The organism is Streptococcus sp. ST14 (genome assembly GCF_046098195.1).
Classification (GTDB): Bacteria; Bacillota; Bacilli; order Lactobacillales; family Streptococcaceae; genus Streptococcus.
Genome location: NZ_JBJUSF010000001.1, coordinates 105,428 through 131,196, shown reverse-complemented (window position 1 = coordinate 131,196; position 25,769 = coordinate 105,428). Strand labels below are relative to the sequence as shown.

The window sequence follows — 25,769 nt, the reverse complement described above, 5'->3', positions numbered from 1 at the left end:
TTTTTTCTACTCCCTATATTTTATCACAAAATCTTGTTAAAAAAAATCTTTGTCATGATTTCATGACAAAGATTCGTTTAATCTCGAGAACTTTCGCGGTTTCCTTCATTGTTTGGTTGATTCGTTGGAGGATTATTACCTTGTTGATTACCTTGTTGGTTCCCTTGATTTGGTGTTGTTGTAGAACCCTGGTTCCCTCGTTGAGCAGGGTTAGAGGATGAAGTTGACGGTGGTGTTTTCGGTTTGTAAATCGAAATCTTGATACGCGTTCTAGCAAGGTCAACCTTTTCACCAGCTTTTGGTGTTTGATCTACAACCGTACCCTCTGCTGTTCCTTCAGGAGCAGTCGATACTTCAATAACCTCAATATTAGCCTCTTTTACTCCGACAATCTGAGTCAGATTATTCTTAGTAAATTCGAGACTTGAACCGATGTAGTTCGGCATGCTGACACTAGTCACCTTCTTAGCTACTGTTAAGGTAATCGTAGTGGCTTTTGAGAGATCATAGGTAGAACCCGATGCAGGGGTCTGTCTGAGGACGGTGCCAGGTTCGCTTTCGCTGGATTCTTCCTCTTCCATCTGGATTAGATTTTCTGGTACCTTTTTCTCCTTGAGCTCAGCTACAACTTCTGTGTACTTGCGTCCGACGTAATTGCTCAATTGGAAGGATTGCTTCCCAGAAGAAACAATCAAATTGACCTTGGTCCCTTCTTTTCGGCCGCTACCAGCTTCTGGATCCGTTCGAATAACACGTCCTTCTGCTACTGTATCGCTGGCCTCTGACTTTTCTTCACCAGCTTCAAACTTGGATTTTTTAAGAGTTTCCTTAGCCTCTGCAACGGTTTGTCCAGCTACGTTAGGAATAGCAATCGTTGCTGGTGTCCTTGACAAAATCCAGACCAAAGAGGCTGCAACCAATAGAAGACTGGCCAAAAGAATCATATAGCGAGCCTTAAACTTCCGTTTCTTGGCTGGCTTTGGTGCAGGTGCTGGCTCAGCGACTGGTTGAGTTACTTTCTTTGGCTGAGGACGCTCTTCCTGCGCAGGCGCTTTAGGAATAGACGTCAGTGTACTTTGTGGAACTTTAGGCAAGGTCTTGGTATCTGCCTTGCTGGCATCATCAAAGACCAGTTTCGGTTCATTTCGGCGATTGTAAGACAAGCTAGTTGACAAGTCCACATACATCTCCGAAACAGACTGATAGCGATCCGTCAATTTCTTGGCCGTTGCCTTGATGACAACATTTTCTAAAGCCTGAGGGACAGATGGATTTTCAGCTATGACGGACGGAAGTGGTTTCTGGAAATGCTGGAGGGCAATCGTAACCGCGCTATCCCCATCATAAGGGATATGACCTGTCAGCATCTCATAGAAGATAATCCCCATCGCATAGATATCACTCTGGAAAGTCGCTTTTGACCCACGTGCTTGCTCAGGTGACAAATAATGAACGGAGCCTAGCATCGAGTTTGTCTGAGTCAGACTGGTCTCCGCAAAGGCTACTGCAATCCCAAAGTCGGTGACTTTGGCTGTGCCATCAGGTGTCAGTAGGATATTTTGAGGTTTCAAATCGCGGTGAACAATGCCTCTAGTATGGGCTAAGCGCATCGCCAAGAGGATTTGCCCCATGATTCGAACCGCTTCTTCATTTGAAAGAGGATGGTGTTCTTTGATATAACGCTTGAGGTTAAGCCCTGCTACGTACTCCATAGCTAGGTACTGTTGACCTTCTTCCTCACCAATATCTGTTATCCGAACGATATGAGGATGGTCCAGATCTGCCATAGCCCTCGCTTCACGCTGGAAACGTGCTACAGCAATCGGGTCTGTCTGGTAGTTGGTCCTCAGGACCTTGACCGCCACTTCTTCCCCGTCTAGGATCAAATCCTTGGCCAGGTAAACATCTGCCATGCCCCCTCGACCAATCTGTTTGATAATCCGATACCGCCCGGCAAAAATCTTGCCGATTTGGATCATTCTGCTTCCTCCTCGTTCATGTAAACAAGGGCAACCGTAATGTTGTCTAAACCTCCTGCATTGTTAGCGAAACGAATGAGGGTTGCCGCCTTGTCTGCTAAGGAAATATCGCTGGTTACGATATCATAAATCTCACTGGCCGAAATCATATTGGTCAAACCATCACTATTGAGCAAGAGATAATCTCCTGACTCCAGTGTAATCATTCCAAAATCTGGTTGAATCTCATCTTTTTGTCCGATGGACTGAGTGATGATATTTTTTTGGGGATGCGCTTCAGCTTCTTCTGGAGTCAACTGGCCAGCCTTGAGCAATTCATTGACCAAGGAATGGTCACTGGTCAACTGGTGGTACTCTTCTCCACGAATCAAACCGATACGAGAATCTCCAATATGAGCATAGATAGCTTGGTTGTCAATAATAGCCATAGCTTCTAGCGTAGTTCCCATACCTTTGTAGTCTTCGTCCTGACCTAGTTGATGAATTTTTTGATTTTCAATCTCTAGGTAGTGGGCAAACCACTCACGAACTTCATTGACTGAGTCGATTTGGGTATCCACCCAAGCCACGCCTAGGTCTGTTACCGCCATTTCACTAGCGATATTTCCTGCACGGTGCCCTCCCATCCCGTCAGCCAAGAGGATCATAGTGCGTCCTGCTCGGTTGACAAAGTGATTGACATAGTCTTGGTTATTTGTTCGTTTCTGACCAACATCTGTTAATAATGCTATTTCCATTGTGTCAGTTCCTTCCTAATCTGATATCTTACGAAATTGGCTAATGAAGAATCCATCACTTCCGTACAATTCTGGAGTAATCAGGATACAGCCATCTTTCAGGATATCTTTACATTCGTGTTCTAGTTTAACCTGTTCGAACTCTGGGTGACTTTCTAAAAACGCCTCAACGACTTGAAAGTTCTCCTCAGAGACAATAGTACAGGTACTATACGTTATTATACCACCTTTTCGTAGTGTTTGACAAACACTACCTAATATTTCCAGCTGAATTTCCTGTAGGGACGTGAAATCTGCCGTTTCTTTATTGTATTTGATATCTGGTTTGCGGCGCAAGAGGCCGATTCCAGAACAAGGGGCATCTACTAAAATCTTATCAAAAGAGTCTTTTTCAAAAAACTCATGCACTTTTCTGGCGTCCAATTTTTGCGTTTGCACCCGATCTGCCACACCCAGACGTTGGGCGTTTTCTTGGATCAAGTCCAACTTGTGATCATAAAGATCCAAAGCCGTCACCTTACCAGATGTGAGGAAAGAAGCCATATGGGCTGTTTTCCCACCCGGAGCTGCACAGGCATCCAGGACCTGCTCATGGCCTTGCAGATCAAGAGTGGGAGCAACCAATTGACTGGACTCATCTTGGATGGTAATAGCACCCTCTAAAAACAAATCATGTCCCGCAAAGTGTCCCTGCTCCTTGACCAGACCAGAAGCGACCAAAGGAGAATCACTCGCCTCTAATATGGCCTTGATTTCCTCCTTTCGGCTCAAGTCGGTCACTCGGATACTGGCTTTGTTGCGCACCAAGAGACTTTTAAAGATGGCTTGTGCTCGCTCTTCACCGTATTCTTCCTTGAGCTTAGATACTAGCCAAACTGGGAGAGAATAGGCAATGGAATCACGCTTGTTTTTGCGTTTGATACTGTCAATGTCTGGCCAGCCTTCTCGCAAGATATGACGAAGGACGGCGTTGACTAATTTTTCACTGCCTTTTTTACGGGCTTTGGCTAGCTCTACCGCTTCATTGACTACAGCGTGATTAGGAATCTTATCCAGATACCGGAGTTGGTAGGCGCTCAGAAGGAGCAGGATATAGAGCCAGTTATCTAGCTTGTCTCGGTCTTGGATAAAGTGGGACAGATACCATTCCAGAGTCAGTTTGCGAGCTACCGTTCCGTAGACAATCTCTGTCACCAAACCCTTATCTGCTACTGAGAGTTGACTCCCCTTGAGGTGTTTGTTTAAAGCAATATTCGAATATGCTTGGTTGACTAGAACATCCTCTAGCACTGCTAGAGCTAGACTTCTAGCCGTTTCTACTTTAGTCACCAAATCGTTCTCCTACTGTCAATGTGCGTCCCACTCCGTTGAGGAAGGAAGAAATATCCATCTTAGGCTTACCAGCTGGCTGCACTTGCTTGAGAGACAGAGCACCTTCTGACGTAGCGACGATCAATTCCTTCTTGCCAATAGATAGAATCTCACCTGGAGCTCCCTGACCTTCTACTGGCAGGGCTTCATAAATCTTAAAGCGATCACCCTTAAGGAAAGTATGGGCAACAGGCCATGGATTCATGCCACGTATTTGGTTGAAGAGTTGACGATTGGTTTTAGTCCAATCGAGTTTCTCTTCTTCTGGCTTAATATTTGGCGAGAAAGTGACCTGACTAGGATCTTGAGGCACAGGTTTGATCTCCCCAGCAATATAGCCAGGTAGCGTATCCAAAAGCAAATCACGACCAACAATCGCCAATTTTTCAAACAAGGTACCAACATTGTCCTCATCTGTGATGGGAATACTGCGACGGGAAATCATATCTCCTGCATCCATTTCTTTAACCATTTCCATAATGGTCACACCAGCTTCCTCATCTCCTTGAATCAAGGCATAATGAATGGGAGCGCCACCACGGTGTTTGGGAAGAAGGGAAGCGTGAACGTTAACCGCAAAGTCCATGCTATCAAGAAGTTTACTTGGGAGAAACTGCCCAAAAGCAGCGGTCACAATCCCATCTGCTCCTAAATTCATAATAGCTTCCAGCTCTGGGCTTCCAGATAATTTTTCTGGTTGGTAGATAGGAAGGCCTGCTTCTTTAGCAGCCTGCTTGACTGGGGTTTCTTGGACCACTTTTTTACGGCCGACAGCGCGGTCTGGCTGGGTCACAACAGCTAGAATCTCGTAACGATCATCTGATAACAAACCCTTCAAAACTGTCGCTGAAAAATCAGGTGTTCCCATAAAGATTAGTTTTGTCATTTCTTCTCCTTCTTATAAAAACTGCTGCGGTTCGTGGTCAATGCTGAGACGAAGCTCGCTATTTTCACGTTCTTGAGTCAAGGCCAAGACCTGGTTAAGAGTTGGTCCCAGCTCATCTTCTAAACGGTATTTAATCAAAATCTGGTAATGATAAAGGTTGTGGGTACGGGCAATGGGTTTTGGTGTCGGTCCAAGGATTTTACTAGTTTCCGATAAACCTGATCGCAAAATTCCCATAACTTCATAGGCACGTTTGACAACCTCTTCTTCTTTCTTGTGAGAGAGGGTAATCCCAATAGTGAAATAATAAGGCGGATAGCCGAGTTGGCGTCTGATACTCATTTCATAGGCATAAAAACCTTCGTAATCCTGATCTTTTGCAAAACGAATGGCATAGTGTTCTGGATTGTAAGACTGGATCAAGACCTGCCCAGCCTTTTCCGCTCGACCTGCACGACCAGCCACCTGGGTCAAGAGTTGGAAGGTTCTCTCAGAAGAACGGAAATCAGGCAGATTCAAGGCCGTATCCGCATTGAGCACTCCGACCAAGGTCACATTGGGAAAATCCAAGCCCTTAGCAATCATCTGAGTTCCCAGCAAGATATCTGCTTCACCTTGGCCAAACTGGTCAAGAAGAGCTTGGTGACTGCCTTTCTTGCGGGTCGTATCCACATCCATCCGCAGAATGCGTGCCTGAGGAAAGAGCTCTGCCAGCTCATCGTAAGCTTTCTGAGTCCCTGTACCGTAGTAGCGAATGCTGCGACTCTGACAGTTGGAACAGACATGAGGAATTCCCTTAGAAAAGCCACAGTAATGGCAATTCATGGTCTTGGTATCCATGTGGAGAGTCAGAGAAATATCACAGTTGGGGCAGCTATCTACCGTTCCACACTCCCGACACATAACAAAGCTAGAATAGCCCCGACGGTTGAGCATGAGGACTACCTGCTCTTTTTTATCCAGTCGGTCTTGGATGGCCTCTAGCAAAGGGGGCGTAAAGTTTGACGTCTCATTCTGCCCGATATAGTCACGAAAGTCAATCACTTGAACCTCAGGAATAGTGGCTAAAGGATTAGCTCGTTGTGTCAGACGTAAGTGTTGATAGACACCTTTTCCAGCTCGCGCACGGCTTTCTAAGCTCGGTGTCGCCGAACCAAGGACCAGGGCTGCTTGATTGTACTGGGCCCGTAGAATGGCGACCTCTCTAGCATGATAACGGGGATTGCTGTCTTGTTTGTAGCTAGCTTCATGCTCTTCGTCGATAATTATAACACCTAGATTTTTCAAAGGAGCAAAGATAGCTGATCGAGCGCCAACAACAACTTGGGCATCGCCACGCTCAACCTTGCGCCATTCGTCGTACTTTTCACCATTGGACAGGCCTGAGTGAAGAATGGCTACTTTCTCACCAAATCGAGCAATAAAACGCTCCGTCATTTGTGGCGTCAGAGAAATCTCAGGCACCAGCAAAATAGCCGTCTTACCCTTATCCAAGGCTCCTTGGATAATCTGCAAGTAAACCTCCGTTTTCCCACTTCCTGTAATCCCTTGAAGGAGGAATGGAGGCTGTTGACTACCAATAGCACTGACAACCGCATCGCGAGCTTGTCTTTGCTCTGGGTTCAGCTCCAAAGGTCTACTTGCTTCAATGCCTTCAAAATAAGCAGCTGAACGTTGCACTTCCTTTTGGACTAGAGTCAAAGCTCCTTGCTCCACAAAAAAGTTGACTTGCTCCCGTGAGTAGGATTCTAACAAGCTAGCCAGAGGAGCACTTTCAGGATGAGACAGCAGATAATCTCTCAGCTCTGCCTTTTTCTTAGCACGCGCAGAAATCTCAATACCTTCTAACCGATCGACATGGACCTTATACCAAGACTGGGTCTTGACCTTCTTCTGATCGACAGCCTGATACTCTAAGCGAAGCAGACCTTTTCTGGTCAAGCGCATCATTTCTGCCTGTTTGGCCAAATCCAGAGAAGAAAAGGCTAGCGAATCTTCTGAACCAAACAAGCGCTCTTTGTCTTGCCGACTCAAACCTTCCAGAGGATAGAGAATCTTATCATAGCTGGAGTTTAAAAATCCCGGCAACATGGCTTTTAGGATGGAGATTTTGTAAGAAAAGACAGACTTTCGAAGCTCCTCAGCTAGCCAAAGTTGCTCCTGAGTCAAGACTGGAGAAAAGTCTAGCACCTCCGCAATCTCTTTCAAGTCCTGATCAGCCACCTCTTCATCCGAATGGGACTCCAGGCCTAGAACAATCCCTTGGATCAAACGATTGCCCTTACCGAAGGGGACATGGACCCGTATACCGACTTCCAGCATGTCTATAAATTCCTCTGGGATCTTGTAACTGTATGGCTGGTCCGTCTGCATCAGGGGAACATCCACGATAATCTTTGCGATAGCCATCTTCTCACCTCCTTCTTGTCAGTACATTCTTGCAATAGAAAAAATAAGATTGAGTCCCCCCAACCTTAAATTTTTTCACCATCTTCTTTTTCTTTAGCGATTTGCTCTTTGATTTTCTTTTCTTCTTCTTCTTTGCGGCGTTTTTCTTCTTCGATACGGAGACGAACTGCTTCACGTTTTCCTTCTGGATCTGGGTGAATGGTTACATTTCCAGACTCGATTTCTTCTAAAGCACGAAGAGTTGATTTTTCAGATTTGAATTCTTGAGTTGCAGGTGCTCCAGCTTCTAATTCGTGGGCACGTTTTGCTTCCAAGATTACGAGTGAATATTTTGATGGTACCTTGTCCAGCAAGGTATCAATAGAGGGTTTTAACATCATTTGCTTGTACCTGTTTCCTATAGTTTATCGAGGGGTTGGAGATTTTGGCAACATCTCCTGATAGTGACCAATGACACGGTCCACACGGAAGTGTTCTGCTTCGATCACACGCTTGACACGTTCAGCAGCGAGGGGCACCTGATCGTTGACAATGGCATAATCATACTCACGCATGAGGGCAATTTCTTCCTTAGCTTTTTCGATTCGTTGGGCAATCACTTCTGCACTATCTGTTCCACGACCTACCAAACGATCTTGCAATTCATCCAAATCTGGTGGTGTTAGAAAGATAAAGACAGCATCTGGAACCTTTTTCTTAACCTGAAGGGCTCCTTGGACTTCAATCTCAAGAAAGACATCAATTCCCTTGTCCAAAGTTTCATTGACATAAGTCAGAGGAGTTCCATAATAGTTACCGACATATTCTGCATATTCCAACATCTGACCTTGACGAATCAGCTCTTCAAACTCTTCACGAGTACGGAAGAAATAATCTACTCCGTCCACTTCACCAGGACGTTGCGCACGCGTCGTCATCGATACAGAGTATTGAAATTGATTCTCAGAACTCTCAAAAATCTCTCTTCTAACCGTTCCTTTCCCAACTCCTGAAGGACCAGAAAAAACGATTAGCAAGCCTCGGTCTGCCATTATGTCTCCTTTAGTTAGTCTGTGAAATAAAGTAAAATTTCTCTCGGATACTGGTGATAGTGTCAGTTATCCTTCTACAGTCTTTCTATCTAGTGTAACAAAAAAGCAGTAATATTTCAACTGCTCTTTCTTATTTATTTAGCATAATCTACTGCACGAAGTTCGCGGATCACGGTTACCTTGATATTTCCTGGGTAATCGAGATTGTTTTCAATTTTCTCACGAACTTTGTGAGCCAAGATTGTGACTTTGTCGTCTTTGATTTGTCCTGGATTTACCATGATACGGATTTCACGTCCTGCTTGAAGGGCGAAGCTATTTTGCACGCCTTCAAAGCCATTGGCGATTTCTTCCAAATCATGGAGACGCTTGATGTAGCTTTCAAGAGATTCACTACGAGCACCTGGACGCGCTGCACTCAAGGCATCTGCTGCAGCAACGATCACTGCAATGACGCTTTCGGCTTCGACATCACCGTGGTGGCTAGCAATGGTATTCACCACAACTGGGTGTTCCTTGTACTTACGAGCCAACTCTGTACCAATCTCAACGTGGCTACCCTCAACCTCGCGGTCAATAGCTTTCCCGATGTCGTGAAGGAATCCAGCACGACGGGCAAGAGCTGCATTTTCACCAAGTTCACTGGCGATGATACCAGATAACTTAGCAACCTCAATCGAATGACGCAAGACATTTTGTCCATATGAAGTACGGAACTGCAAACGTCCCATGATCTTCATCAAGTCTGGATGGAGGTTTGGCGCACCAATCTCGCAGGCAGCAGCCTCACCGTATTCACGGATTTTATTGTCAATCTCTTGACGGTTTTTCTCCACCAACTCCTCGATACGAGCTGGGTGGATACGGCCATCCTTGAGCAACATTTCCATGGTCATACGAGCAATTTCACGACGAATCGGATCAAATCCTGACAAGGTTACCACTTCTGGCGTGTCGTCAATGATGACATCTACCCCTGTCAAACTTTCAAAGGTACGAATATTGCGTCCTTCACGACCGATAATGCGTCCCTTCATGGTATCGTCTGGTAGGTGAACTGTAGAGTTTGTTGACTCTGCTACATATTCACCAGCGATACGTTGCATAGCCTGAACCAAGATATCTTTCGCAATCTTGTCTGAACGTTCCTTGACCTCTTGCTCTGCCTCACGAATGCGGCTAGCAATTTCCTTGGTCAAATTTTCCTCTGTCTGAGCCAAGATAATATCTCGAGCCTCAGTTTGGGAAAGGGAACCGATACGTTCAAGTTCAGCTTCTTTTTGTCTTTCGACTTCCTCTAATTGCTCTTCACGTGCATCAAGGTTTTTTGCTCTATCAGAAATACTTTGTTCTTTTTGTTCAAGTGTTTTTTCTTTGTTCGTCAAATTGTCGTCTTTGCGGTCAAGACTCGTTGCACGTTCCGTCAAACGACTTTCGATTTGCTTGAGCTCCTGACGTTCTGACTTAAATTCAGCGTCCACTTCTTCACGGTATTTTCTGGCTTCCTCTTTGGCCTCCAATAGTGCTTCTTTTTTAAGAGACTTGCTTTCGCTCTTAGCTTCATTTAGCAATAAATCCGCTTCGCGCTCAGCTTGTCCTCGTAAATTAGTTGCTTCTTGTTCAGCATTTAGAAGCATCAACTCTGCAGCCTCTTGAGATGATTTCATCTTAGCTGAGATGCTGACATATCCAATGACTAAACCAATGATGACGGCAAAAACAACAATCGCAATGGTCATGATTTCCATGTTTTTACCTCATTAAATTTGTTTATCGAATGACATACATTCTTTAATATTCTATCATAAAAAAGGAATTTAAACAAACCTAAATTGAAGAGTTTTGTGTGAATTTTAGGAGAAAGTTCTGAAATCCCCAAACAAACTTTCTAACACTTAAAAATGACATTTTCATTAAAACATACAATAAAAAAAAGCCTACCTTTTAGTAGACTTAGTAATGATCTTTGAAGGACAAGAAAGCCACGCTATCTCCATCTATCATATAAATCAAGCGATTTTCTGCATCAATGCGCCGTGACCAAGCTCCTTGATAGTCATATTTGAGCGGTTCTGGTTTCCCCATTCCTACAAAAGGATCGCGTTGAATATCTTTGATTAATTTATTGATTCTTTTTAATGTTTTCTTATCTTGGTTTTGCCAATAGCAATAATCCGCCCAGGCATCTTCTGTAAAATTGAGCAGCATTTCTCACTCCTCAATCATATGTACCTGAGTGCTTCCAGCACGAACTTGAGCCATTCCTCGCAAGACCTTGTCAGAAAGTTCCTTATTTTGAGCGATTCTCAGGGTTTCCTGAATACTATCCCACTCGCTCTTTGAAAGGACTACAATATCCTCATCTGGATTTTTATTGACCACTGTTAAAGGCTCAAATTCATCGTTTACCTTCTTCATGTAGTCTTTTAAATGATTTCGGAATGTTGAGTAAAGAACTGCTTCCATAACCATACCTCGTTTTACCTCTTTTCCACTATTATACACGAAAAGAAAGAAATTGTCAGGAACTTGTACAAGATTTTTCTTTTCTATCTATTTATTCGAAAATCTTCTAAAAAAGCCTACCTTTCAGTAGACTTAGTTTGTTTCTATTCTAATCGGCACTCTGCCAAAATTCTGCTCTGCTATACTTGGTTGTCCCAGTTGGTAAATCTGGTCTGCCTTTTGGGTCATAGCATCCCAAGGTTCTTTCCCAATTCGGCTGACTAGTTGGACTTGGTCTTTCAGAGACTTAAGATGTTGTCTGCCTTTTTCGGTAAAACCAAGGACATGAATGGCTTCTGGCAAGTCACTTTCTCTGGCCTGCACCAGGATATAGGTCAAGAGGCGTCTGACACGCGCTTTGGTATAGCGTTTGGTCGCAACCGCCTCGACCAATTCGTCAACAGACTGTGCTTTTTTGATAGCTTCCTTGATGCGCACTTCCATTTCTTGATTGACCTGATAAATGGTGGTTAGGTCTGTATTTGACAAGATTTGATAGCGGAGCAAGGGAAAATAGTCATCCCAGCTCACCTTACTGGCCTGCTCAAAAAGGGCAAGAGAAGGCATAAAGCGTTCTAAGAAATCTTGGTCCCTCTGATGCTGACGAAGAGCTGTCGCCGAGGCAAAGTCCACATCCTTGTCCACAGAATGATAGCCAGCTCCTTGACGCTGAATAGGATGCAGTTTGATGTTTCGTCCTGCAACCGCCTTGGCATAGGCCAGAGCAAGGACATGATTGGGCGTGTTGCCTGAAAAATCAAGACCAGCAAATTCCTTCCACATGGCTTGGGTTTTCTGGGGATAAGATAGTGAATCAGGCAGATTGTCCACAAAATTCTCCATCTCAGCACCTCGCTCTGTGTATAAGTCAGCAATTTTCTGATAATCCAGAACTTCCTCTGTCCCAAAGGCTAGGCTATCAATCCCCAGCCGTGCCAAGATATCCACAGCTCCTTGACCGAAGAAATCAGCTGCCTGAACACTGACTAGAAAGGGCAATTCCACTACCAGATCCGCTCCATTCTCCAGTGCCATCTGGGCCCGTGTCCACTTGTCTACAATAGCAGGCTCTCCACGCTGCATGAAATTTCCAGACATGGCAACGATTTTCAGCCCATCCGCCTGATCCAGCAGGTATTTGTGGCCATTATGAAAAGGATTGAACTCCGCTATAATACCTGTAATGGTCATGATGCTCTCCTACTTCTGCACGACAAAAAACCAACGTCTACTAGTCTCAGTCGGCTCCTTGTCCTCAAAGTCCGCATAGAGTTTGAAGGACTTGAAACCAGCCTGTTCCAGCAAAATATCATAGGTCAAGACTTCGTATGTACGCTCCTCGTGTACCTCATCGTGGCGACTAAAGGAACCATCAACCTCCTTGATAAAGAAGGTCAACTCATGCACGATGGAGTGAGGAGCCGCATCCTCATAGGTATCCCAGAGCATAGCAAAATCTTCCGCATTTTCATGGTAAGAATAGCCTGGAAAAACTTCATCTGTCTGGTAGGTCGAATGGACATCAAAGATAAAGACACCATCTTCGCTGAGGGCATTATAGACTTCTTTGAAAACATCCCCAACTTCCACCTCATCCTGCATGTAACAGATTGAGTCCGAATAACACGTGACAAAGTCGTATTTCCCTGCTTTGGACAAATCCAGCATATTGCCTTTAATAAAATCAATCTTTTGCTTGGCTGAAGCTGCTCTTTTCTCAGCAATCTTCAGCATATCTGCACTCAAGTCCAGTCCAGTCACTTCAAAACCAGCCTGAGAAAAGCGCACAGACTGGATGCCTGTCCCACAAGCCAATTCCAAGAGTTTCTTTCTCTCCTTGGTCTTAGGCAAATGACGCAGAGAAAAATCCGTCCATTTATCGTATAAACTATCATCCATCACAGCATCGTAAACAGCCGCAAAGGTTTCATAAGTTGCCATAATCATGATACCAAGTCCGCCCGTAATAGGAATGAAAATTAGGAGCTTGGACTTAGGATCCTGATCCAAGCCAAAGCTATCTATTTTCCGACGATTACAGGACGGGTTCAAATCCTTTCTATCACTTTCCTTTTAAAATAAGCAAAGAAACCCAGTTTACTGCAACTGAGTTCAATTGTAACGCTATAGTCTTTTCGTTTGCTTTTAGTACTAGGCAACGAATTACAAGCATAACTAGAGTTAGACAAAATGAGTTAACGCCGTAATAAAAGATAAAGGAAAAGACTATAAAGTTTCAGATAAATCTACAGAATCCGCCTCATGCCATAGTTTTTCTAGGTTATAGTGGGCACGCATTTCTTCTGAGAAGATATGCACAACGACACCACCGAGGTCTAGCAAGACCCAGCCTCCTGCTGCATCGCCTTCGATATGGCTGCCTTTAACACCAGCATCAGCTCCTTTTTCACGAATGTTATCAGCGATTGCGTCCAACTGACGGCTATTCATCGAGCTAGTGATAACAAAGTAGTCTGTCACACTAGTCAAATCTTGTACATCAAGCGCAAGGATATCCTCCGCACGTTTCTCATCAGCCGCTTTCACGACTAGTTCTAGTAATTCTTTTTCGTTCATTTAGTCCTCTTTCAAATAGTGCACATAGGCGTTATAGGTTTCAAGGGTTTGGGGATAGATGGGGAATCCCTGATGAGCTAGATGCTCCACGGTACGAGCTGTTTCGTAGGCCACTGCCTTATTGAGTGACAAACTTGCAATCTCACGTGCCTGGTCCACTCCAGGGAAGGCACGATTGTGCTCGATATAATCTGCGACGTAGATGACTTTATCTAAGTCGGTCATCTGAGCCGCCCCGACTGTATGGATTTCAATAGCTCGCAGGATTTCAGAGTTTTGCAAGTTCAAATCTTCCTTGATTTTGTAGATGCCGACCATGCCATGCCAGACATTATTGCCCCAGTTTTTGAGGTCAGGGTCTAATTGGTAACGGTCAATCAAGTCTAGAAATTCCTGATCTGACAACTTTTTAGCATAGTCGTGGAGAAGACCTGCTAGTCCTGCTTTCTCGGCATCGACTCCAAATCTCTCAGCTAGTTCTATGGCTGCACGCTCTACACCCAGACAATGGGTCAAACGTTTTTCAGGCAGAAGCTCTGCCATTTTTTCCAACAAAGCCTCACGGGAGCAGTTGATATAGTTTTGATAGGCCATCAGTAAAGCCCCTCCTTCTCGATGTAGTCTAGCACTGGCTGAGGTAGGAGAAAGTTGGGTTTCCGACCTTGGGCAAGGAAATCACGCACCATGCTGGATGAGATATCCATGAGCGGTACATCCACCCAGATGACTGGATAAGAAGTCCCTGCCTTGTAGCGTGGGCGCTGGACCCCCACAAACTGAACCATGTCAACCAGTTCATCAATTCGGTACCACTTAGGCAGATAATCCACCATATCAGCTCCGATAATGAAGTAATAGTCTGTGTCTGGATGTTGCTCTGTCAAAATCTTCATGGTGTCGTAGGTGTAGGAAATGCCCTTGCGCTCCAGCTCAATAGTTTCAATGGCTAGTCCTTCGATCCCCTCAATCGCCAATTCAAGCATCTTGAGACGGTGGTGTTCAGGGATGGTTTCTTTTTTGTCTACATGAGGAGGTTGGTATTCAGGCATGAGCAGGACCTGGTCCAGCCCTAACTGTTGTCGTACTTGGTCCGCCACAACAAGATGGGCATGGTGAACAGGGTTAAAATTCCCCCCTAGAATCCCGACTTGTTTGCGTTTTTTCTCCTTGATTTCTGGCTCCAACTCTACCTTGGTAAAGGGAGTCAATAATTCAATTGCCATAGGCTCGTCTTCCTTTAATTCTCTGTAAAAACAGTTGTTTGGAGTAGGTGTTTAGATTTCTTTAACTTTCTTGGAAATCTTGCGATTTTCTTTCTTGCTGGATTGTTTAAACAAGATTAAGATGCGTCCGATTTTTTGGACTGTATCCACACCAATTTCTTCTTCCAAGATTTCAGCTACTTCGTGGATGTTTTCATCTGTGTTTTGTAAGAGAGTAACCTTAATCAATTCGCGGGCGTCAAGAGCTTGACGAACGCTGGTTTTGATTTGATCGTTGAGTCCATTTTTCCCGATTTGGATGATGGGTTTGAGGGTGTGTGCCTGGCTGTTGAGGAAGGCACGTTGTTTTGATGTTAATGACATAATCTTTCTTCCTTTTTTGATAGTTATTTTAGGTGGTGAGGGACGGTCGGAACTAATTTTCCAAAGCTCTCATCTTTGAAAAATGGATTTCCTGACCTCACACTTGAGCCTAGGTCTCAAGTGTGCCCCTTGCCAATCTAACGATTGGCAATCACACCACGGCAATAACCATCTCTGTATGAGCTCACTTTGTTCGCTCAGTGATTTTATTTTAAATAATTGCTTTTCGTGTGACGACGGCGACGCCTTCTGGTGCCCAGACGGCGACTTTGGCGGTGCCTGTTACGCGGATCCATCCGAGTCCTGAGATGACTAGGTCTGTTTTGTCCTTGATGGTAAATACATGCTCAACCAGTTTTGGAAAATCTTCTTTTTCCTTACTGTTTGGAGGCGTAAGAAGGGTACCTAGGTGCTTGTCGTAGAAAGCACTAGCCCCTTCTAGCTTGGTACGGTGAAGTTTGAGTTCATTGTCAAAGAAGGCTGTAAAACCTTGCTTTTCTCCTGCAATAAAGTCAAAGCGTCCGAGACCACCTAGAAACAGGGTTTGTTCAGGATTGAGCTGATAGGTTTTGGGCTTGATTTCCTTTTTAGGACTGACATACTTGAGGTTTTTAGCCGTCAAGTAGTGGGCCATCTGGTGGCGGTGGATAATCCCCGGTGTGTCGTAAATATAAGATCCGTCGTCAAGCGGAATCTCAATCTTGTCCAAGGTTGTCCCTGGGAAGCGCGAAGTCGTGATGACATTCTGGTCACCCGTTATTTCTTGGATAATGGCATTGATGAGGGTTGATTTTCCAACATTGGTCACACCGACCACATAGACGTCACGACCCTTTCGGTAGTGTTCAATCTTGTCAATGACTTCCTTGATGGCATGCTTGTTTTGGGCTGATGTCAGAACGACATCTACTGGACGAAGTCCTTCCTCGTGGGCACGTTCCATGAGCCACTGGCTAATCTTGCCCGGTTTAACAGACTTGGGCAGGATATCTTTTTTATTTCCAACCAAGAGGACATCATTACCCGATACAAAGCGTGGCAAGCCTGGGATGACAGAACCATTAAAGTCAAAGATGTCAATGACATTGACCACCAAGGCATCACTGTCTCCTACCTCGTGCAAGAGTTTGAGGAAATCATCGTCTGTCAACTGGACATCTGTGATTTCATTGTAATGACGGAGACGGAAACAGCGTTGGCAATAGACTTCGCCTGTCTCCAACCCTTTTTCGAGTGCCGACTGGGGAGTAAAGCCAAGTCCAGCCTTGTCTGTCGTCTGAATAGTTGCTCCACAACCAATACAGAGAATTTCTTCCATAGTTAGATTCCTTTTTTATATGTAATCGGTCCGTACTTTTCAGTAATTTGCTTCATGACACGGCGCTCGCGAGCTCGGTTAATCTGCGTTTTGATGGAGTCGTGTTGGACCAAGGGCTTGACTAAGATCGAGCGAATGCCTGCACGATGAGCTGCTCGAATATCCGTCATGAGCTGGTCACCAACCATGACCACTTCATTTTTATCATAGTGAAATTCCTTCATGGCACGGTCTATTCCAAAGGTGAAGGGTTTAAGAGCCCAATAAACATAATCAATTCCAAATTTCTCAACTGCGCGTTGAACTCGTTTTTTGGTATTATTTGATACCACGATGATGCGAATGCCTGCATCCCGAAGGTCATGTAACCATTGTTTCATCTCTGGCGTCCCATCAGGGTTGTTCCAAGCAATGAGGGTATTGTCCAAATCGACCAAAACAGCCTTGATTCCCTGCGCCTGCAGGCTTGGGACTGTCAGATCATAGACTGCTTCCACAGCAAAGTCTGGCATATAATTTTCAATCGCCATTCTGGCTCCTTTTCTTTTTAATTTCTAGCAATATTCTTTAAACATTGGGCTAAGACTACCCATAAAATGAGACTAGCTATCAAAATATAAATCCAAGCATTTGGTTCATCTGCAAACGGTAAGGGAACATTCATTCCGAAGAATCCTGTAATAACCGCAAGGATAGCTAGCAAGACTGAGATAATGGTCAAAGTTGTTAAATTATCATTTAGATTATTATTTAGGATGTTGTTGTAAGAGGCTGAGAGTTGTTGCAAAACTTGAGAAATCAAGTCTGTCATCGAAACCAACTGATGCGCTTCAATCATGGCATCGTCAAACTGCTCTCTTTCTACCTCATTAAAATTGCGATAAAGAGCATGCCCTTGGATGTGTTCCAAGAGGAGACGATTTTGTTTGGCAGCAGCAGTCAGGTAAACCATACCAGTTTCCAAGTCAGAGAGGGCAAAAAGATTTTTTTTAGTTGTTTTTTGACGAAGAAGTGCACTGATTTCATCCTTACTTTTATCCATTTCTTCAATCACTGGATAATAAGCATTGCTAATAATCTCTAAACTGGCAAAAAGAAATTTGTAGATTGAAACAACTTCATGGCTTTCAAGGTAGGATGCCATTCGTTTAATCACATAACTATTCTTGTGGTTGCTAATTGTGATCAGCCGTTGTTTTTCAACGATAAAGGTCATCGGAATCGCTTCATAATATTCTTTGTCTTTTTCTAAGTCAAGAACATTATAAATGAAGGTTACCGTTCCCGTTTCACGGTGATAGTCCATGTGGGCACGCTCATTTCTATCCAGAGCATACTCGATGGTTTCCTTGTCCAATCCATAGATGTCAGAAAGATCTTCCATATTTTTAATCTTGTCCACATCAAGGTCTATCCAAGTACGATCGTGACCTAATTTTTTCTCTACAAATAGCATACTCTCTCCTTTACCAAACTCCTTCTATTGTACCACAAATCTGCTAAAATAGTCGGACTATTCAGTACGGGATAAATTACTAACAACGGTAATATTGCGGTTAGGAACAAAGTGAAGAGCTTGATCATCACCGCGCAGTTGTGTTGTACGGATCCCTACACTAACGACCTTTCCAGAGACGGTAATCGGTCCATTTGTGAGGACCACTTCATCACCCACATCAAGCTGGCGTTCAAAGAGGATGAAGAAGCCATTAATGACATCGGATAGAAAGCCTTGCGCCCCCATACCAATGGCTACCCCAGCAATCCCTGCCCCAGCAAGGAGGCTGGAAACCGGCAAGCCCAAAATAGACAGGATGCAGTAGATTAAAAAGAAATAAAGAATGTAGTTAAAGACATTCTCCAGCAAACGCGAGATGGTCTTTTGCCTTCCTGCATCCCGATTTGAAAATTTAAGTGAGGGCTTGACAATCTTTCGTACAGTCGCATGAAGCATCTTTTTAGCTATATAAAATAGTAAAAACAAAATCAAAAGAGAAATCACCTTGGTCAAGAGATTCTCTAAAATAGTTGTTAAGTCAAGTTTATCAAAATAGCGTTGAAAAAAATCTTGCATATAAAACTCCTTTTTCCTATTATACCATAAAATCTCCCTTCTCTTTTCTTTCATAATTATTCAATTATAGGCCCTTTTTTCAAAATATCACTTGCCTCTATAGCATATTTATACTATAATTATAAACAATACATTTTGAAAGAGACTGCTATGAAACGAATCATTAGAGCCTGGACCAAGGCAAGCCTCATCAAACGAATCCTTATTGGAATGATTTTTGGAGCTACATTGGGGATGCTCTTTCCAAACTTTACAGGAATTGGTCTGCTTGGAGACCTCTTTGTAGGCGGACTGAAAGCCATCGCTCCTATTTTAGTTTTTGCCCTTGTTGCCAATGCCCTTTCTCAGCACCAAAAGGGACAAAATACCAATATGAAGACGGTTATTTTCCTATACTTGCTCGGAACCTTTGCTGCTGCATTGGTAGCCGTTCTAGCTAGTTTCTTACTGCCTGTGCAAATCACCCTGACCAGCGCAAATACAGAAGTTGCTGCTCCTGACGGTATCGGTCAAGTCCTCAGCAATCTCCTACTCAAACTGGTGGACAATCCCTTAAATGCCATTGTTGAAGCCAACTATATCGGGATTCTCTCTTGGGCAGTCATCTTTGGCTTGGCTATGAGAGAGGCAAGTAAACACAGCAAAGAATTACTGAGAACCATGGCGGATGTCACCTCTAAAATCGTGGAATGGATTATCAACCTAGCTCCCTTTGGGATTTTAGGTTTGGTGTTTAAGACCATCTCAGACAAGGGCATTGCCAGTCTGACCAACTACGGTGTCCTCCTAGGACTCTTGATTGCTACCATGGCCTTTGTCGCTCTCATCATCAACCCGCTCATCGTCTTTCTCTTTATGAGGAAAAATCCCTATCCCCTTGTTTTGAAATGTCTACGTGTCAGTGGTATTACAGCCTTTTTCACTCGTAGCTCTGCCGCCAATATCCCTGTCAATATGAAACTCTGCCAAGACTTGGGACTGAATCCTGACACCTACTCTGTCTCCATCCCGCTTGGTTCGACCATCAATATGGCTGGCGCTGCTGTTACCATAAATGTCCTGACTCTAGCTGCCGTCAATACACTCGGAATTTCGGTAGACTTTGGGACAGCATTTGTTCTCAGTGTGGTGGCTGCCATTTCTGCCTGCGGGGCCTCTGGAATTGCTGGGGGATCCCTTCTCCTCATTCCTGTGGCTTGTAGCCTCTTTGGGATTTCCAACGACTTGGCTATGCAGGTTGTCGGAGTCGGTTTTGTGATTGGGGTCGTGCAAGACTCCTGCGAAACAGCCCTGAACTCTTCAACAGATGTCCTCTTTACAGCGGTTGCCGAGTATGCTACAAACCGAAAACTTCGTCTCTAGTCTCTGATTCCTCGTTAAACACTTGACTCTATTAGTTTAGGAAATTTTCATGTCCCTCACTCAACGTACAACAAAACTGATCTTAGCGACCTGTCTCGCTTGTTTTCTCGCTTATTTTTTAGATTTATCATCAGCAGTTTCAGCTGGAATTATCGCCCTCTTAAGCCTCTCCGACACGCGCAGAAGCACGCTGAAATTAGCACGTAACCGCCTCTTTTCTATGCTCCTAGCGCTCGCTATCGGTGTTCTAGCCTTTCAGCTGACGGGCTTTCACATTTGGAGTCTGGGCCTCTATCTGGCTCTCTATGTCCCTCTTTCTTACAAAATGGGCTGGGAAATCGGCATCACCCCTAGCAGTGTCTTGATCAGTCATCTCTTGGTACAGGAATCTACTTCTCCAGATCTCTTACTCAATGAAGTGCTCCTCTTTCTCATCGGGACAAGCTTTGCTCTATTGGTCAACCTTTATATGCCCTCTCGTGAGAAAGCCATCCAAAGCTACCACCTTCAGGTCGAGGAAAAGTTAAAAGACATCCTGCTTCGCTTTAAATACTATCTGTCAAGAGGAGACGGGCGCAATCAAGCCCAACTCGTTGACCAATTAGACAACCTCCTCGATGAAGCCCTCAAACTGGTCTACCTGGATCACTCGGACCACCTCTTTCACCAGACGGACTATCACATCCACTACTTTGAGATGAGACAGCGACAAAGTCGCATCCTGCGAAATATGGCCCAGCAGATCAATACCTGTCATTTGGCCGCAAGTGAGAGTTTGATCTTGGCCCAGCTCTTTTCAAAGATTGCTGCCCAGCTAAGCCAGACCAATCCTGCTCATGACCTACTTGATGACATCGAACGCTATCTGCAAGTCTTCCGCAATCGGAGTCTCCCTAAAACACGTGAGGAGTTTGAAACCCGTGCCACCCTCCTGCAACTACTACGCGAAGCCGAAACCTTTATCCAGGTCAAGGTCGATTTTTACCAGAAATATGGAAACTAGAACGCAAAGAACCTCAGAGGACTTCCTCTGAGGTTCTTGTGTTTTGTATTTGGAAGGGAAGTTCTTCCTCTCGTACTATTCTCAATAAAGAAATAGCAACTCCTAGTCGTCCATCACACCACCTGTCAGCTGGTACATGAGGTAAATGTGTTCCAAGACTTTTACCTTATCCATGTGGTCTACATCTTTAAAGCCACCTAATGCTAGAAGTGGAACGAAACCAAAACATTGGTTATAAGACAAGGGACCATGTTTTAACACAGCCTGTCTATATAAATCCAGTTCAAATTTTTTTGTAATATATTCGTTATCTAAAAATCGAATAAATAAATCCATACCCTTACAAATAATATCCAAATCCTGAATATTATATTGGACAATTCCCACGTAGGCATTTTCTTCCCAAGTAATAATATCTCCAAATGCTGTTACAAACATAGGAAAAGCGACATCTCCTCTGAAATAACTATCTTGGAGAAGTTCAAGATAATCCTCTGGATTAATCACCTTCAAATAACCATCAAGAAAAGTTCCTAGACCATCTTCCTCCCAGATTTGAACTAACTCAGCTGGAACTTGATTCTGGTATTTTTCAATCACTTCTCGGGGCATATCTGCCACTTTGACAAAGTTTTCTAACATTTTATCCTCTTTCCTGATTTTAGAAATTGTGAATCTAAGCCCTCCAATTACTCCGTAAAATTGTAGATCGATTCATTTCACTCTTCTAATTATTTGTACCGTACAGTCGCTACAAATTCTGTGTTACTTGTTTGTGGAACATTGCTATCAAACTGATAATTATATATCAAAATCAACGTATTATTGGGTGCGATATTGGCTTTTATGCCTTTTTACTCTAAATTCTTTACAATAATGTTGTCATAGGATGCGCCCTTTAGCATGTCAAACAAATTTGTAAAGCTGGTTTCAAAAACTTCTTTTTCAATTAGATAATCATCAATATCATCAATATCAATGTTATATTGATGATAAAACATTGAAGGAATCGCCTCTCCTTCATCATCATATTTCAAAGTTATAAACTCATCTAATTCTAATTTAGTATCAAAGTTGCCAATCCAAATTGACACTGTGTTTTCTGTTTCCATGATTATACTTTCTATTTGCCATTATGCTCCTGCTGGAAGGCTTCCATTGCCTTGAACTGTTCTAGCTCTTTTTCGTTGTCAGGTTGCTGGCCCAAGTATTTATATTGAAAAAAAGAAGTTCTAGCACTTGGTCCAAAACCACTTTCGAGCCATGGTGCATAGTCGAAGTCCAAAGAGGCTTTATTGTTTTCATCCACCTTAATTGTAAAGGCAGACCACTCTGCGAGACCGTTCTCGATGAATATCTTCTTCATCTCACCACCTAAATCAAATAATTCAAAAAATTCCTTATCAAAGTCGTCTTCAGAAATGTTAAATAAAGATGGAATATCCATGTAATAATGATATTCTCCTTTATATTTAAAGAAAATACACACCACCACTAAGCGTCTTATCTATTTCAAAATTGATATAAAGATCATCCCACTCTACTGGAATCATATCGTTGGTTTGATGCACGATTTCGATAATTTTTTCATTCATTAGTTCTTCCATTCTATCCTCCGATTTGCTTGGATCTTTTTTTCGTGTTTAGTATTCCTCATCTGTGAATGGTGCCGCGTTCTTACTGATAGGTCACCAACATAAAAACGAGGAGCAATACAAACAAGGCTAGGCTAATCAAGAGGGTCACCATTTTTACCAAGCGGTTGTTCTGCCAGTAGCCTGGTTTTCCGATATTGCTGGTCGCATCCATGGAAAAGAGTCGGCTTTGGCGAGGTTGGATGAGAACCAGGACAATCAAGGCGACGGCTAGGATTATTCCTATAATCATCAAAACTTCCATCAATTTCACCTCAAGATTCCTAATAATGTAAAGATCAGGGTAAGAAGGATGAGCATGCCGAGTAAAATGGAGAAGGTTTTACTGATCTTTTCTCCTCGGCTAGGCTTTTCTTTCTTAAGCGCTCCTTGCTTTAACTCTTCCATGCGTCCTTCGACATCCTTGTAAAATAAATCTTTTTTAGTCATGTCCTTCCCCTATTATCCTTCCCATCCTCTCTTGGTAAGTAGCCAAGTCCACATAGTTAGCATGACGACCTTGATGCCCAAGGGCTTGCCCCATCTTGTCAAGACTGCTGAGAGCTTCTTGAATCTTCGCAATCATGTCTCCAACAGCCTGCACATCAAAGAGGTGTTCTGGAGCTGTGTAAGGTCTGTTATGAGCTGTCTGATCAAAGGCTAGGATAAGCATATTGTGCTCGAAGGCTTGACGGACAGCTTCCAACAACTCGTTTCCGTAATTGATATCCAGATAGAGATCCGACAGTTGGTAGAGTTCTCGAATCTTTTGCGGACTGGCGTTTTGGTAAAGAACGACATTGGGATGGGAAAGCAAGGCCAGCAACTTGGATGACATTTCAGTCACCGCAGCGATTCGGAAGGTCACCATTGGCAAGGACTCAATCAGGGTTTCGATATGCTGGATCTGATCCGAGTTGGTAACGATCAAGGCATCTGCTCGGACGAAGTTTTCTCTTTTGAACTGATAATGGTAACCTAGATGGACAAACTTGTCATGATAGGCTGGATTGGCCAAGGCCAAGGCCTTTTCATAGGTAGCCTTGTCTGGTATGAGGATCTGCTTGGCTCTCAACTCCCCTTGCTCCAAGAGCAGCTGCATGTTCCCAGGAAGACAATCACCTAACGGTTCTTGCCAAGCCAAGATATCCTGTCCACTCTTGTCTGGATAATGGTAAGAGACCAAGAAAGAGGTGGCGAGAGTGTTAAAGAGAAGGTGGCGAGTGTCGATTCCCAAGTCTTGCAAAAAGAAAATCGTGAATTCTACTCGATTTTTAAAATGGCGCAGGGCTTGTCCGGGCAAGGTTAGGAGGATATCGCCTGTCACATGGTTTTCTAGTACAATTTCCTGTCCCTTTGCATCCTGGTACTTGGTCAGGATAGCCTGTCCATCTGCACTATAGGTGGTCTTGGCAAAGCAGGCTCCGTATCGGTTATAGTGGTCTGCTTGGTAGATGCGACCAGATAGGTCCTTCCAGTCGACTTGCTTGACCAGACGGGCCTGAGGAGCCTCCACATAGTGAATCACGCCCCTCTCCCGAGAATCCTCTAGGATATGCGCAAACTGGTTATTACCCGCAATCTCCCAAAATTCAGGTACAGCTACTTGGTTGAAATAAAGAGCTTTTCCCGACTCGTAACCTAGATAGTAGGTAAAGGGAGAAAGAATCCCATCTGGGAGAAAGCCATCTGGCTCGATCACAACCGTGACATGGGACAGGCCAGCAGCTTCTAGACTTTCATGTAAATCTCGACTTTCCTGGCCATATCGATCAAATAGTTGAATCATGCAGGACCTCCTCTATCGTTTTCTTCCACTTGTCCCTTACTTTGTCTGTTAAAAATTCTCTCGCTAGGTCATAAGATGCTGTTCGCATAGCTGGCAAATGATTTTCCTGATAGAGCTGGCAGATCTTTTCCGCGAAGGCCCTTTTAATCGCCGTTTCTACATGGTCATCCGAACTTGGGATCAAGTAACCATTTTGACCGTCCTGGATAAAGGTCTGGTTGCCATAGGGTACATCAAAACCAATCAGGGGCAAGCCTGAACCAACTGCCTCCATCAAGGTCAGACCAAAGCCTTCACTGGTTGAGGCTGTCAGATAGACCTCATACTGGGGATAAATCTGAGCTAGATCTGCATGCCCCTTGAGCTGGATATAGTTCTCCGCTTGGTGAGCCGTGATGATTTCCCTTAAAAGGGATTCCTCACCCCCACTGCCATAAATGTCAAAGGTAAGCTCAGGGAGGACTTGATGCGCTTGGATAACCGCCTTGACGAGCCAATCGATGTGTTTTTCCTTGGCCAGACGCGAAGCAGTAATGAGAGAAAAGGGCTTGCGTTCCCTAGCAGGCTCCGTCAGCTGATCAATGCTCCCAACTGGAATCGTGACGATTCGTGGACAATGCTGACTGTACTGGGCAAATTGACCTTCGAGAACTTCCTTCTGCCGATCCGTAGACACGATAAAGCAATCGACCTTGTCCGCATTTGTAAATTGATACTCATAGTAGTTGTTCCAGAGGAGATAGTCTTCGTTACTAGCATTTTCACTATAGTGCTCTGCATGAACGACAACTGCTAGATGGGCCTTTTGTGCTTCTTCAAAAACAGCCTGACCAATCCCTGTTTCCCTGTCCAAGATGACCAAATCAGACTTGCTCAAGTTCAAACTTTGCATAAAATAGCGCATAAAGGCTGGTTTTCCGTACAGAATCCGGTCCTTAAATCGATAGACCTCTTCCTGTCCTTCAGTCATCAAGATATCGTAAGCAGTGCTGCCATCTTCATTGAAAAAGGTTCGTTGATAGAGCCTAGCCACCTGGTCTTTGGGCGCGAAATATTCTGTACAGTAGCGTGTGTAGGAGAAATAATCCTTGCGAATCATGTTCCCCCCAAATACATACTCTGCATGCTGCACCAGATTCTTAGCCGAGTCTACTAAGTAGCAGGTCACAAACTTGTCCTCGTCAGAAAAGTAGACGCGCAAGACTTTGCCATCCTGCTCCCTATGACTCTCAAGGCCACCAAAAGAGGCCAAGACCTCGTCAACTGTAACACTGGTCGGTGCTAGCTTGATATCTGTAAAATGATTGTAAAGCCAGATTACCTGACCATCCGCAAAGCCGATATTGGCCGTTAAGTGCTGGATATTGTCTGCTAAAATCAAGTCGGTAAAGATAAACTTAGATGCTAGGTCTAAACTTCTAAAAATCCCTGCTCGGTAGGCCTGGGCATACTCGACACCACTGCTCGCCCAACCGATTCCTAGATTTATATTGTAAATTGTCATATGA

General features: G+C 44.1%; 28 protein-coding genes and 1 pseudogene. 2 read left to right on the top strand and 27 right to left on the bottom strand.

Annotation, left to right across the window (positions count from 1 at the left end; translation table 11 throughout):
* Positions 1–77: 77 nt before the first annotated feature.
* From pknB to ACIY19_RS00475, 20 genes are all read right to left on the bottom strand, one after another.
* Positions 78–1,979 (bottom strand): Stk1 family PASTA domain-containing Ser/Thr kinase, encoded by a 1,902-nt coding sequence (gene pknB / locus ACIY19_RS00570; RefSeq protein ID WP_409002434.1) that lies wholly within the window; start codon positions 1,977–1,979, stop codon positions 78–80.
* On the bottom strand, positions 1,976–2,716 hold the full coding sequence (locus tag ACIY19_RS00565) for a Stp1/IreP family PP2C-type Ser/Thr phosphatase (protein ID WP_000401534.1): 741 nt from the start codon (positions 2,714–2,716) through the stop codon (positions 1,976–1,978). Before ACIY19_RS00565 ends, pknB begins: the two co-directional genes overlap by 4 nt.
* Positions 2,717–2,731: 15 nt before the next feature.
* A complete protein-coding gene (gene rsmB, locus ACIY19_RS00560; RefSeq protein WP_409002433.1) occupies positions 2,732–4,045 on the bottom strand; it encodes a 16S rRNA (cytosine(967)-C(5))-methyltransferase RsmB in 1,314 nt (437 codons plus the stop codon).
* Positions 4,038–4,973 carry a methionyl-tRNA formyltransferase gene (fmt, locus tag ACIY19_RS00555; protein WP_409002432.1) on the bottom strand — a complete coding sequence of 312 codons (936 nt, stop codon included), beginning with the start codon at positions 4,971–4,973 and terminating at the stop codon, positions 4,038–4,040. Before fmt ends, rsmB begins: the two co-directional genes overlap by 8 nt.
* A gap of 12 nt (positions 4,974–4,985) precedes the next feature.
* Positions 4,986–7,382, bottom strand: a complete 2,397-nt coding sequence (locus ACIY19_RS00550) for a primosomal protein N' (RefSeq protein ID WP_409002431.1) — start codon at positions 7,380–7,382, stop codon at positions 4,986–4,988.
* 65 nt (positions 7,383–7,447) lie between these two features.
* On the bottom strand, positions 7,448–7,762 hold the full coding sequence (gene rpoZ / locus ACIY19_RS00545) for a DNA-directed RNA polymerase subunit omega (RefSeq protein WP_002874282.1): 315 nt from the start codon (positions 7,760–7,762) through the stop codon (positions 7,448–7,450).
* A gap of 24 nt (positions 7,763–7,786) precedes the next feature.
* A complete protein-coding gene (gene gmk / locus ACIY19_RS00540) occupies positions 7,787–8,413 on the bottom strand; it encodes a guanylate kinase (RefSeq protein WP_409002430.1) in 627 nt (208 codons plus the stop codon).
* Between the two features lie 134 nt (positions 8,414–8,547).
* Entirely contained in the window at positions 8,548–10,161 is a 1,614-nt protein-coding gene (locus ACIY19_RS00535; RefSeq protein WP_409002429.1) for a ribonuclease Y, read from the bottom strand.
* A gap of 205 nt (positions 10,162–10,366) precedes the next feature.
* Positions 10,367–10,621 carry a Txe/YoeB family addiction module toxin gene (locus ACIY19_RS00530; protein WP_045590442.1) on the bottom strand — a complete coding sequence of 85 codons (255 nt, stop codon included), beginning with the start codon at positions 10,619–10,621 and terminating at the stop codon, positions 10,367–10,369.
* A 3-nt stretch (positions 10,622–10,624) separates the two neighbouring features.
* Positions 10,625–10,879, bottom strand: coding sequence for a type II toxin-antitoxin system Phd/YefM family antitoxin (locus ACIY19_RS00525; RefSeq protein WP_173425167.1), 255 nt, complete (start codon positions 10,877–10,879; stop codon positions 10,625–10,627).
* A gap of 132 nt (positions 10,880–11,011) precedes the next feature.
* The gene (locus tag ACIY19_RS00520) at positions 11,012–12,109 is read right to left on the bottom strand and encodes a nucleotidyltransferase (RefSeq protein WP_409002428.1); all 1,098 of its coding nucleotides are present in this window, start codon (positions 12,107–12,109) and stop codon (positions 11,012–11,014) included.
* Between the two features lie 9 nt (positions 12,110–12,118).
* Positions 12,119–12,859 carry a class I SAM-dependent DNA methyltransferase gene (locus tag ACIY19_RS00515; protein ID WP_409002440.1) on the bottom strand — a complete coding sequence of 247 codons (741 nt, stop codon included), beginning with the start codon at positions 12,857–12,859 and terminating at the stop codon, positions 12,119–12,121.
* 285 nt (positions 12,860–13,144) lie between these two features.
* Positions 13,145–13,495, bottom strand: coding sequence for a ribosome silencing factor (gene rsfS / locus ACIY19_RS00510; RefSeq protein WP_409002427.1), 351 nt, complete (start codon positions 13,493–13,495; stop codon positions 13,145–13,147).
* Positions 13,496–14,089, bottom strand: a complete 594-nt coding sequence (gene yqeK / locus ACIY19_RS00505; protein WP_409002426.1) for a bis(5'-nucleosyl)-tetraphosphatase (symmetrical) YqeK — start codon at positions 14,087–14,089, stop codon at positions 13,496–13,498. It lies immediately after the preceding gene.
* Positions 14,089–14,718 carry a nicotinate-nucleotide adenylyltransferase gene (locus tag ACIY19_RS00500; protein WP_000963696.1) on the bottom strand — a complete coding sequence of 210 codons (630 nt, stop codon included), beginning with the start codon at positions 14,716–14,718 and terminating at the stop codon, positions 14,089–14,091. The genes yqeK and ACIY19_RS00500 overlap by 1 nt, the downstream gene beginning before the upstream one ends.
* 51 nt (positions 14,719–14,769) lie before the next feature.
* Positions 14,770–15,081, bottom strand: a complete 312-nt coding sequence (gene yhbY, locus ACIY19_RS00495; protein WP_000060169.1) for a ribosome assembly RNA-binding protein YhbY — start codon at positions 15,079–15,081, stop codon at positions 14,770–14,772.
* Positions 15,082–15,292: 211 nt separating this feature from the next.
* Entirely contained in the window at positions 15,293–16,399 is a 1,107-nt protein-coding gene (yqeH, locus tag ACIY19_RS00490) for a ribosome biogenesis GTPase YqeH (RefSeq protein ID WP_000391182.1), read from the bottom strand.
* Between the two features lie 2 nt (positions 16,400–16,401).
* Entirely contained in the window at positions 16,402–16,929 is a 528-nt protein-coding gene (locus tag ACIY19_RS00485) for a YqeG family HAD IIIA-type phosphatase (protein ID WP_045590428.1), read from the bottom strand.
* A gap of 17 nt (positions 16,930–16,946) precedes the next feature.
* Positions 16,947–17,855 (bottom strand): magnesium transporter CorA family protein, encoded by a 909-nt coding sequence (locus ACIY19_RS00480; RefSeq protein ID WP_409002425.1) that lies wholly within the window; start codon positions 17,853–17,855, stop codon positions 16,947–16,949.
* A 57-nt stretch (positions 17,856–17,912) separates the two neighbouring features.
* Positions 17,913–18,473 (bottom strand): mechanosensitive ion channel family protein, encoded by a 561-nt coding sequence (locus tag ACIY19_RS00475; protein WP_001150568.1) that lies wholly within the window; start codon positions 18,471–18,473, stop codon positions 17,913–17,915.
* Between the two features lie 150 nt (positions 18,474–18,623).
* On the opposite strand from ACIY19_RS00475, the gene sstT reads away from it, so the two are divergent.
* On the top strand, positions 18,624–19,835 hold the full coding sequence (gene sstT / locus ACIY19_RS00470; protein WP_409002424.1) for a serine/threonine transporter SstT: 1,212 nt from the start codon (positions 18,624–18,626) through the stop codon (positions 19,833–19,835).
* A gap of 49 nt (positions 19,836–19,884) precedes the next feature.
* Positions 19,885–20,838, top strand: coding sequence for an aromatic acid exporter family protein (locus ACIY19_RS00465; protein WP_409002423.1), 954 nt, complete (start codon positions 19,885–19,887; stop codon positions 20,836–20,838).
* 102 nt (positions 20,839–20,940) lie between these two features.
* On the opposite strand, the gene ACIY19_RS00460 is transcribed toward ACIY19_RS00465, so the two are convergent.
* The 7 genes and pseudogenes from ACIY19_RS00460 to gtfA form a co-directional block, all read right to left on the bottom strand.
* Positions 20,941–21,480: a T6SS immunity protein Tdi1 domain-containing protein gene (locus ACIY19_RS00460; protein ID WP_409002422.1), complete on the bottom strand. Its 540-nt coding sequence runs from the start codon at positions 21,478–21,480 to the stop codon at positions 20,941–20,943.
* A 212-nt stretch (positions 21,481–21,692) separates the two neighbouring features.
* Positions 21,693–21,950 carry an immunity 22 family protein gene (locus tag ACIY19_RS00455; protein WP_409002421.1) on the bottom strand — a complete coding sequence of 86 codons (258 nt, stop codon included), beginning with the start codon at positions 21,948–21,950 and terminating at the stop codon, positions 21,693–21,695.
* 11 nt (positions 21,951–21,961) lie between these two features.
* Positions 21,962–22,445: pseudogene (locus tag ACIY19_RS00450) on the bottom strand (TIGR01741 family protein).
* A gap of 70 nt (positions 22,446–22,515) precedes the next feature.
* A complete protein-coding gene (locus ACIY19_RS00445; protein ID WP_409002420.1) occupies positions 22,516–22,737 on the bottom strand; it encodes an accessory secretory protein Asp5 in 222 nt (73 codons plus the stop codon).
* A gap of 5 nt (positions 22,738–22,742) precedes the next feature.
* A complete protein-coding gene (gene asp4, locus ACIY19_RS00440) occupies positions 22,743–22,922 on the bottom strand; it encodes an accessory secretory system protein Asp4 (protein WP_000161924.1) in 180 nt (59 codons plus the stop codon).
* A complete protein-coding gene (gtfB, locus tag ACIY19_RS00435; protein ID WP_409002419.1) occupies positions 22,915–24,261 on the bottom strand; it encodes an accessory Sec system glycosylation chaperone GtfB in 1,347 nt (448 codons plus the stop codon). The genes asp4 and gtfB overlap by 8 nt, the downstream gene beginning before the upstream one ends.
* Entirely contained in the window at positions 24,245–25,765 is a 1,521-nt protein-coding gene (gene gtfA / locus ACIY19_RS00430; RefSeq protein ID WP_268711524.1) for an accessory Sec system glycosyltransferase GtfA, read from the bottom strand. The genes gtfB and gtfA overlap by 17 nt, the downstream gene beginning before the upstream one ends.
* Between the last annotated feature and the right edge of the window lie 4 nt (positions 25,766–25,769).

Bases quoted from the DNA above. Each gene is read 5' to 3' on its own strand.
- pknB (WP_409002434.1), bottom strand. From the start codon at position 1,979: ATGATCCAAATCGGCAAGATTTTTGCCGGGCGGTATCGGATTATCAAA.
- ACIY19_RS00565 (WP_000401534.1), bottom strand. From the start codon at position 2,716: ATGGAAATAGCATTATTAACAGATGTTGGTCAGAAACGAACAAATAAC.
- fmt (WP_409002432.1), bottom strand. From the start codon at position 4,973: ATGACAAAACTAATCTTTATGGGAACACCTGATTTTTCAGCGACAGTT.
- ACIY19_RS00550 (WP_409002431.1), bottom strand. From the start codon at position 7,382: ATGGCTATCGCAAAGATTATCGTGGATGTTCCCCTGATGCAGACGGAC.
- rpoZ (WP_002874282.1), bottom strand. From the start codon at position 7,762: ATGATGTTAAAACCCTCTATTGATACCTTGCTGGACAAGGTACCATCA.
- gmk (WP_409002430.1), bottom strand. From the start codon at position 8,413: ATGGCAGACCGAGGCTTGCTAATCGTTTTTTCTGGTCCTTCAGGAGTT.
- ACIY19_RS00535 (WP_409002429.1), bottom strand. From the start codon at position 10,161: ATGGAAATCATGACCATTGCGATTGTTGTTTTTGCCGTCATCATTGGT.
- ACIY19_RS00530 (WP_045590442.1), bottom strand. From the start codon at position 10,621: ATGCTGCTCAATTTTACAGAAGATGCCTGGGCGGATTATTGCTATTGG.
- ACIY19_RS00525 (WP_173425167.1), bottom strand. From the start codon at position 10,879: ATGGAAGCAGTTCTTTACTCAACATTCCGAAATCATTTAAAAGACTAC.
- ACIY19_RS00520 (WP_409002428.1), bottom strand. From the start codon at position 12,109: ATGACCATTACAGGTATTATAGCGGAGTTCAATCCTTTTCATAATGGC.
- ACIY19_RS00515 (WP_409002440.1), bottom strand. From the start codon at position 12,859: ATGGCAACTTATGAAACCTTTGCGGCTGTTTACGATGCTGTGATGGAT.
- rsfS (WP_409002427.1), bottom strand. From the start codon at position 13,495: ATGAACGAAAAAGAATTACTAGAACTAGTCGTGAAAGCGGCTGATGAG.
- yqeK (WP_409002426.1), bottom strand. From the start codon at position 14,089: ATGGCCTATCAAAACTATATCAACTGCTCCCGTGAGGCTTTGTTGGAA.
- ACIY19_RS00500 (WP_000963696.1), bottom strand. From the start codon at position 14,718: ATGGCAATTGAATTATTGACTCCCTTTACCAAGGTAGAGTTGGAGCCA.
- yhbY (WP_000060169.1), bottom strand. From the start codon at position 15,081: ATGTCATTAACATCAAAACAACGTGCCTTCCTCAACAGCCAGGCACAC.
- yqeH (WP_000391182.1), bottom strand. From the start codon at position 16,399: ATGGAAGAAATTCTCTGTATTGGTTGTGGAGCAACTATTCAGACGACA.
- ACIY19_RS00485 (WP_045590428.1), bottom strand. From the start codon at position 16,929: ATGGCGATTGAAAATTATATGCCAGACTTTGCTGTGGAAGCAGTCTAT.
- ACIY19_RS00480 (WP_409002425.1), bottom strand. From the start codon at position 17,855: ATGCTATTTGTAGAGAAAAAATTAGGTCACGATCGTACTTGGATAGAC.
- ACIY19_RS00475 (WP_001150568.1), bottom strand. From the start codon at position 18,473: ATGCAAGATTTTTTTCAACGCTATTTTGATAAACTTGACTTAACAACT.
- sstT (WP_409002424.1), top strand. From the start codon at position 18,624: ATGAAACGAATCATTAGAGCCTGGACCAAGGCAAGCCTCATCAAACGA.
- ACIY19_RS00465 (WP_409002423.1), top strand. From the start codon at position 19,885: ATGTCCCTCACTCAACGTACAACAAAACTGATCTTAGCGACCTGTCTC.
- ACIY19_RS00460 (WP_409002422.1), bottom strand. From the start codon at position 21,480: ATGTTAGAAAACTTTGTCAAAGTGGCAGATATGCCCCGAGAAGTGATT.
- ACIY19_RS00455 (WP_409002421.1), bottom strand. From the start codon at position 21,950: ATGGAAACAGAAAACACAGTGTCAATTTGGATTGGCAACTTTGATACT.
- ACIY19_RS00445 (WP_409002420.1), bottom strand. From the start codon at position 22,737: ATGGAAGTTTTGATGATTATAGGAATAATCCTAGCCGTCGCCTTGATT.
- asp4 (WP_000161924.1), bottom strand. From the start codon at position 22,922: ATGACTAAAAAAGATTTATTTTACAAGGATGTCGAAGGACGCATGGAA.
- gtfB (WP_409002419.1), bottom strand. From the start codon at position 24,261: ATGATTCAACTATTTGATCGATATGGCCAGGAAAGTCGAGATTTACAT.
- gtfA (WP_268711524.1), bottom strand. From the start codon at position 25,765: ATGACAATTTACAATATAAATCTAGGAATCGGTTGGGCGAGCAGTGGT.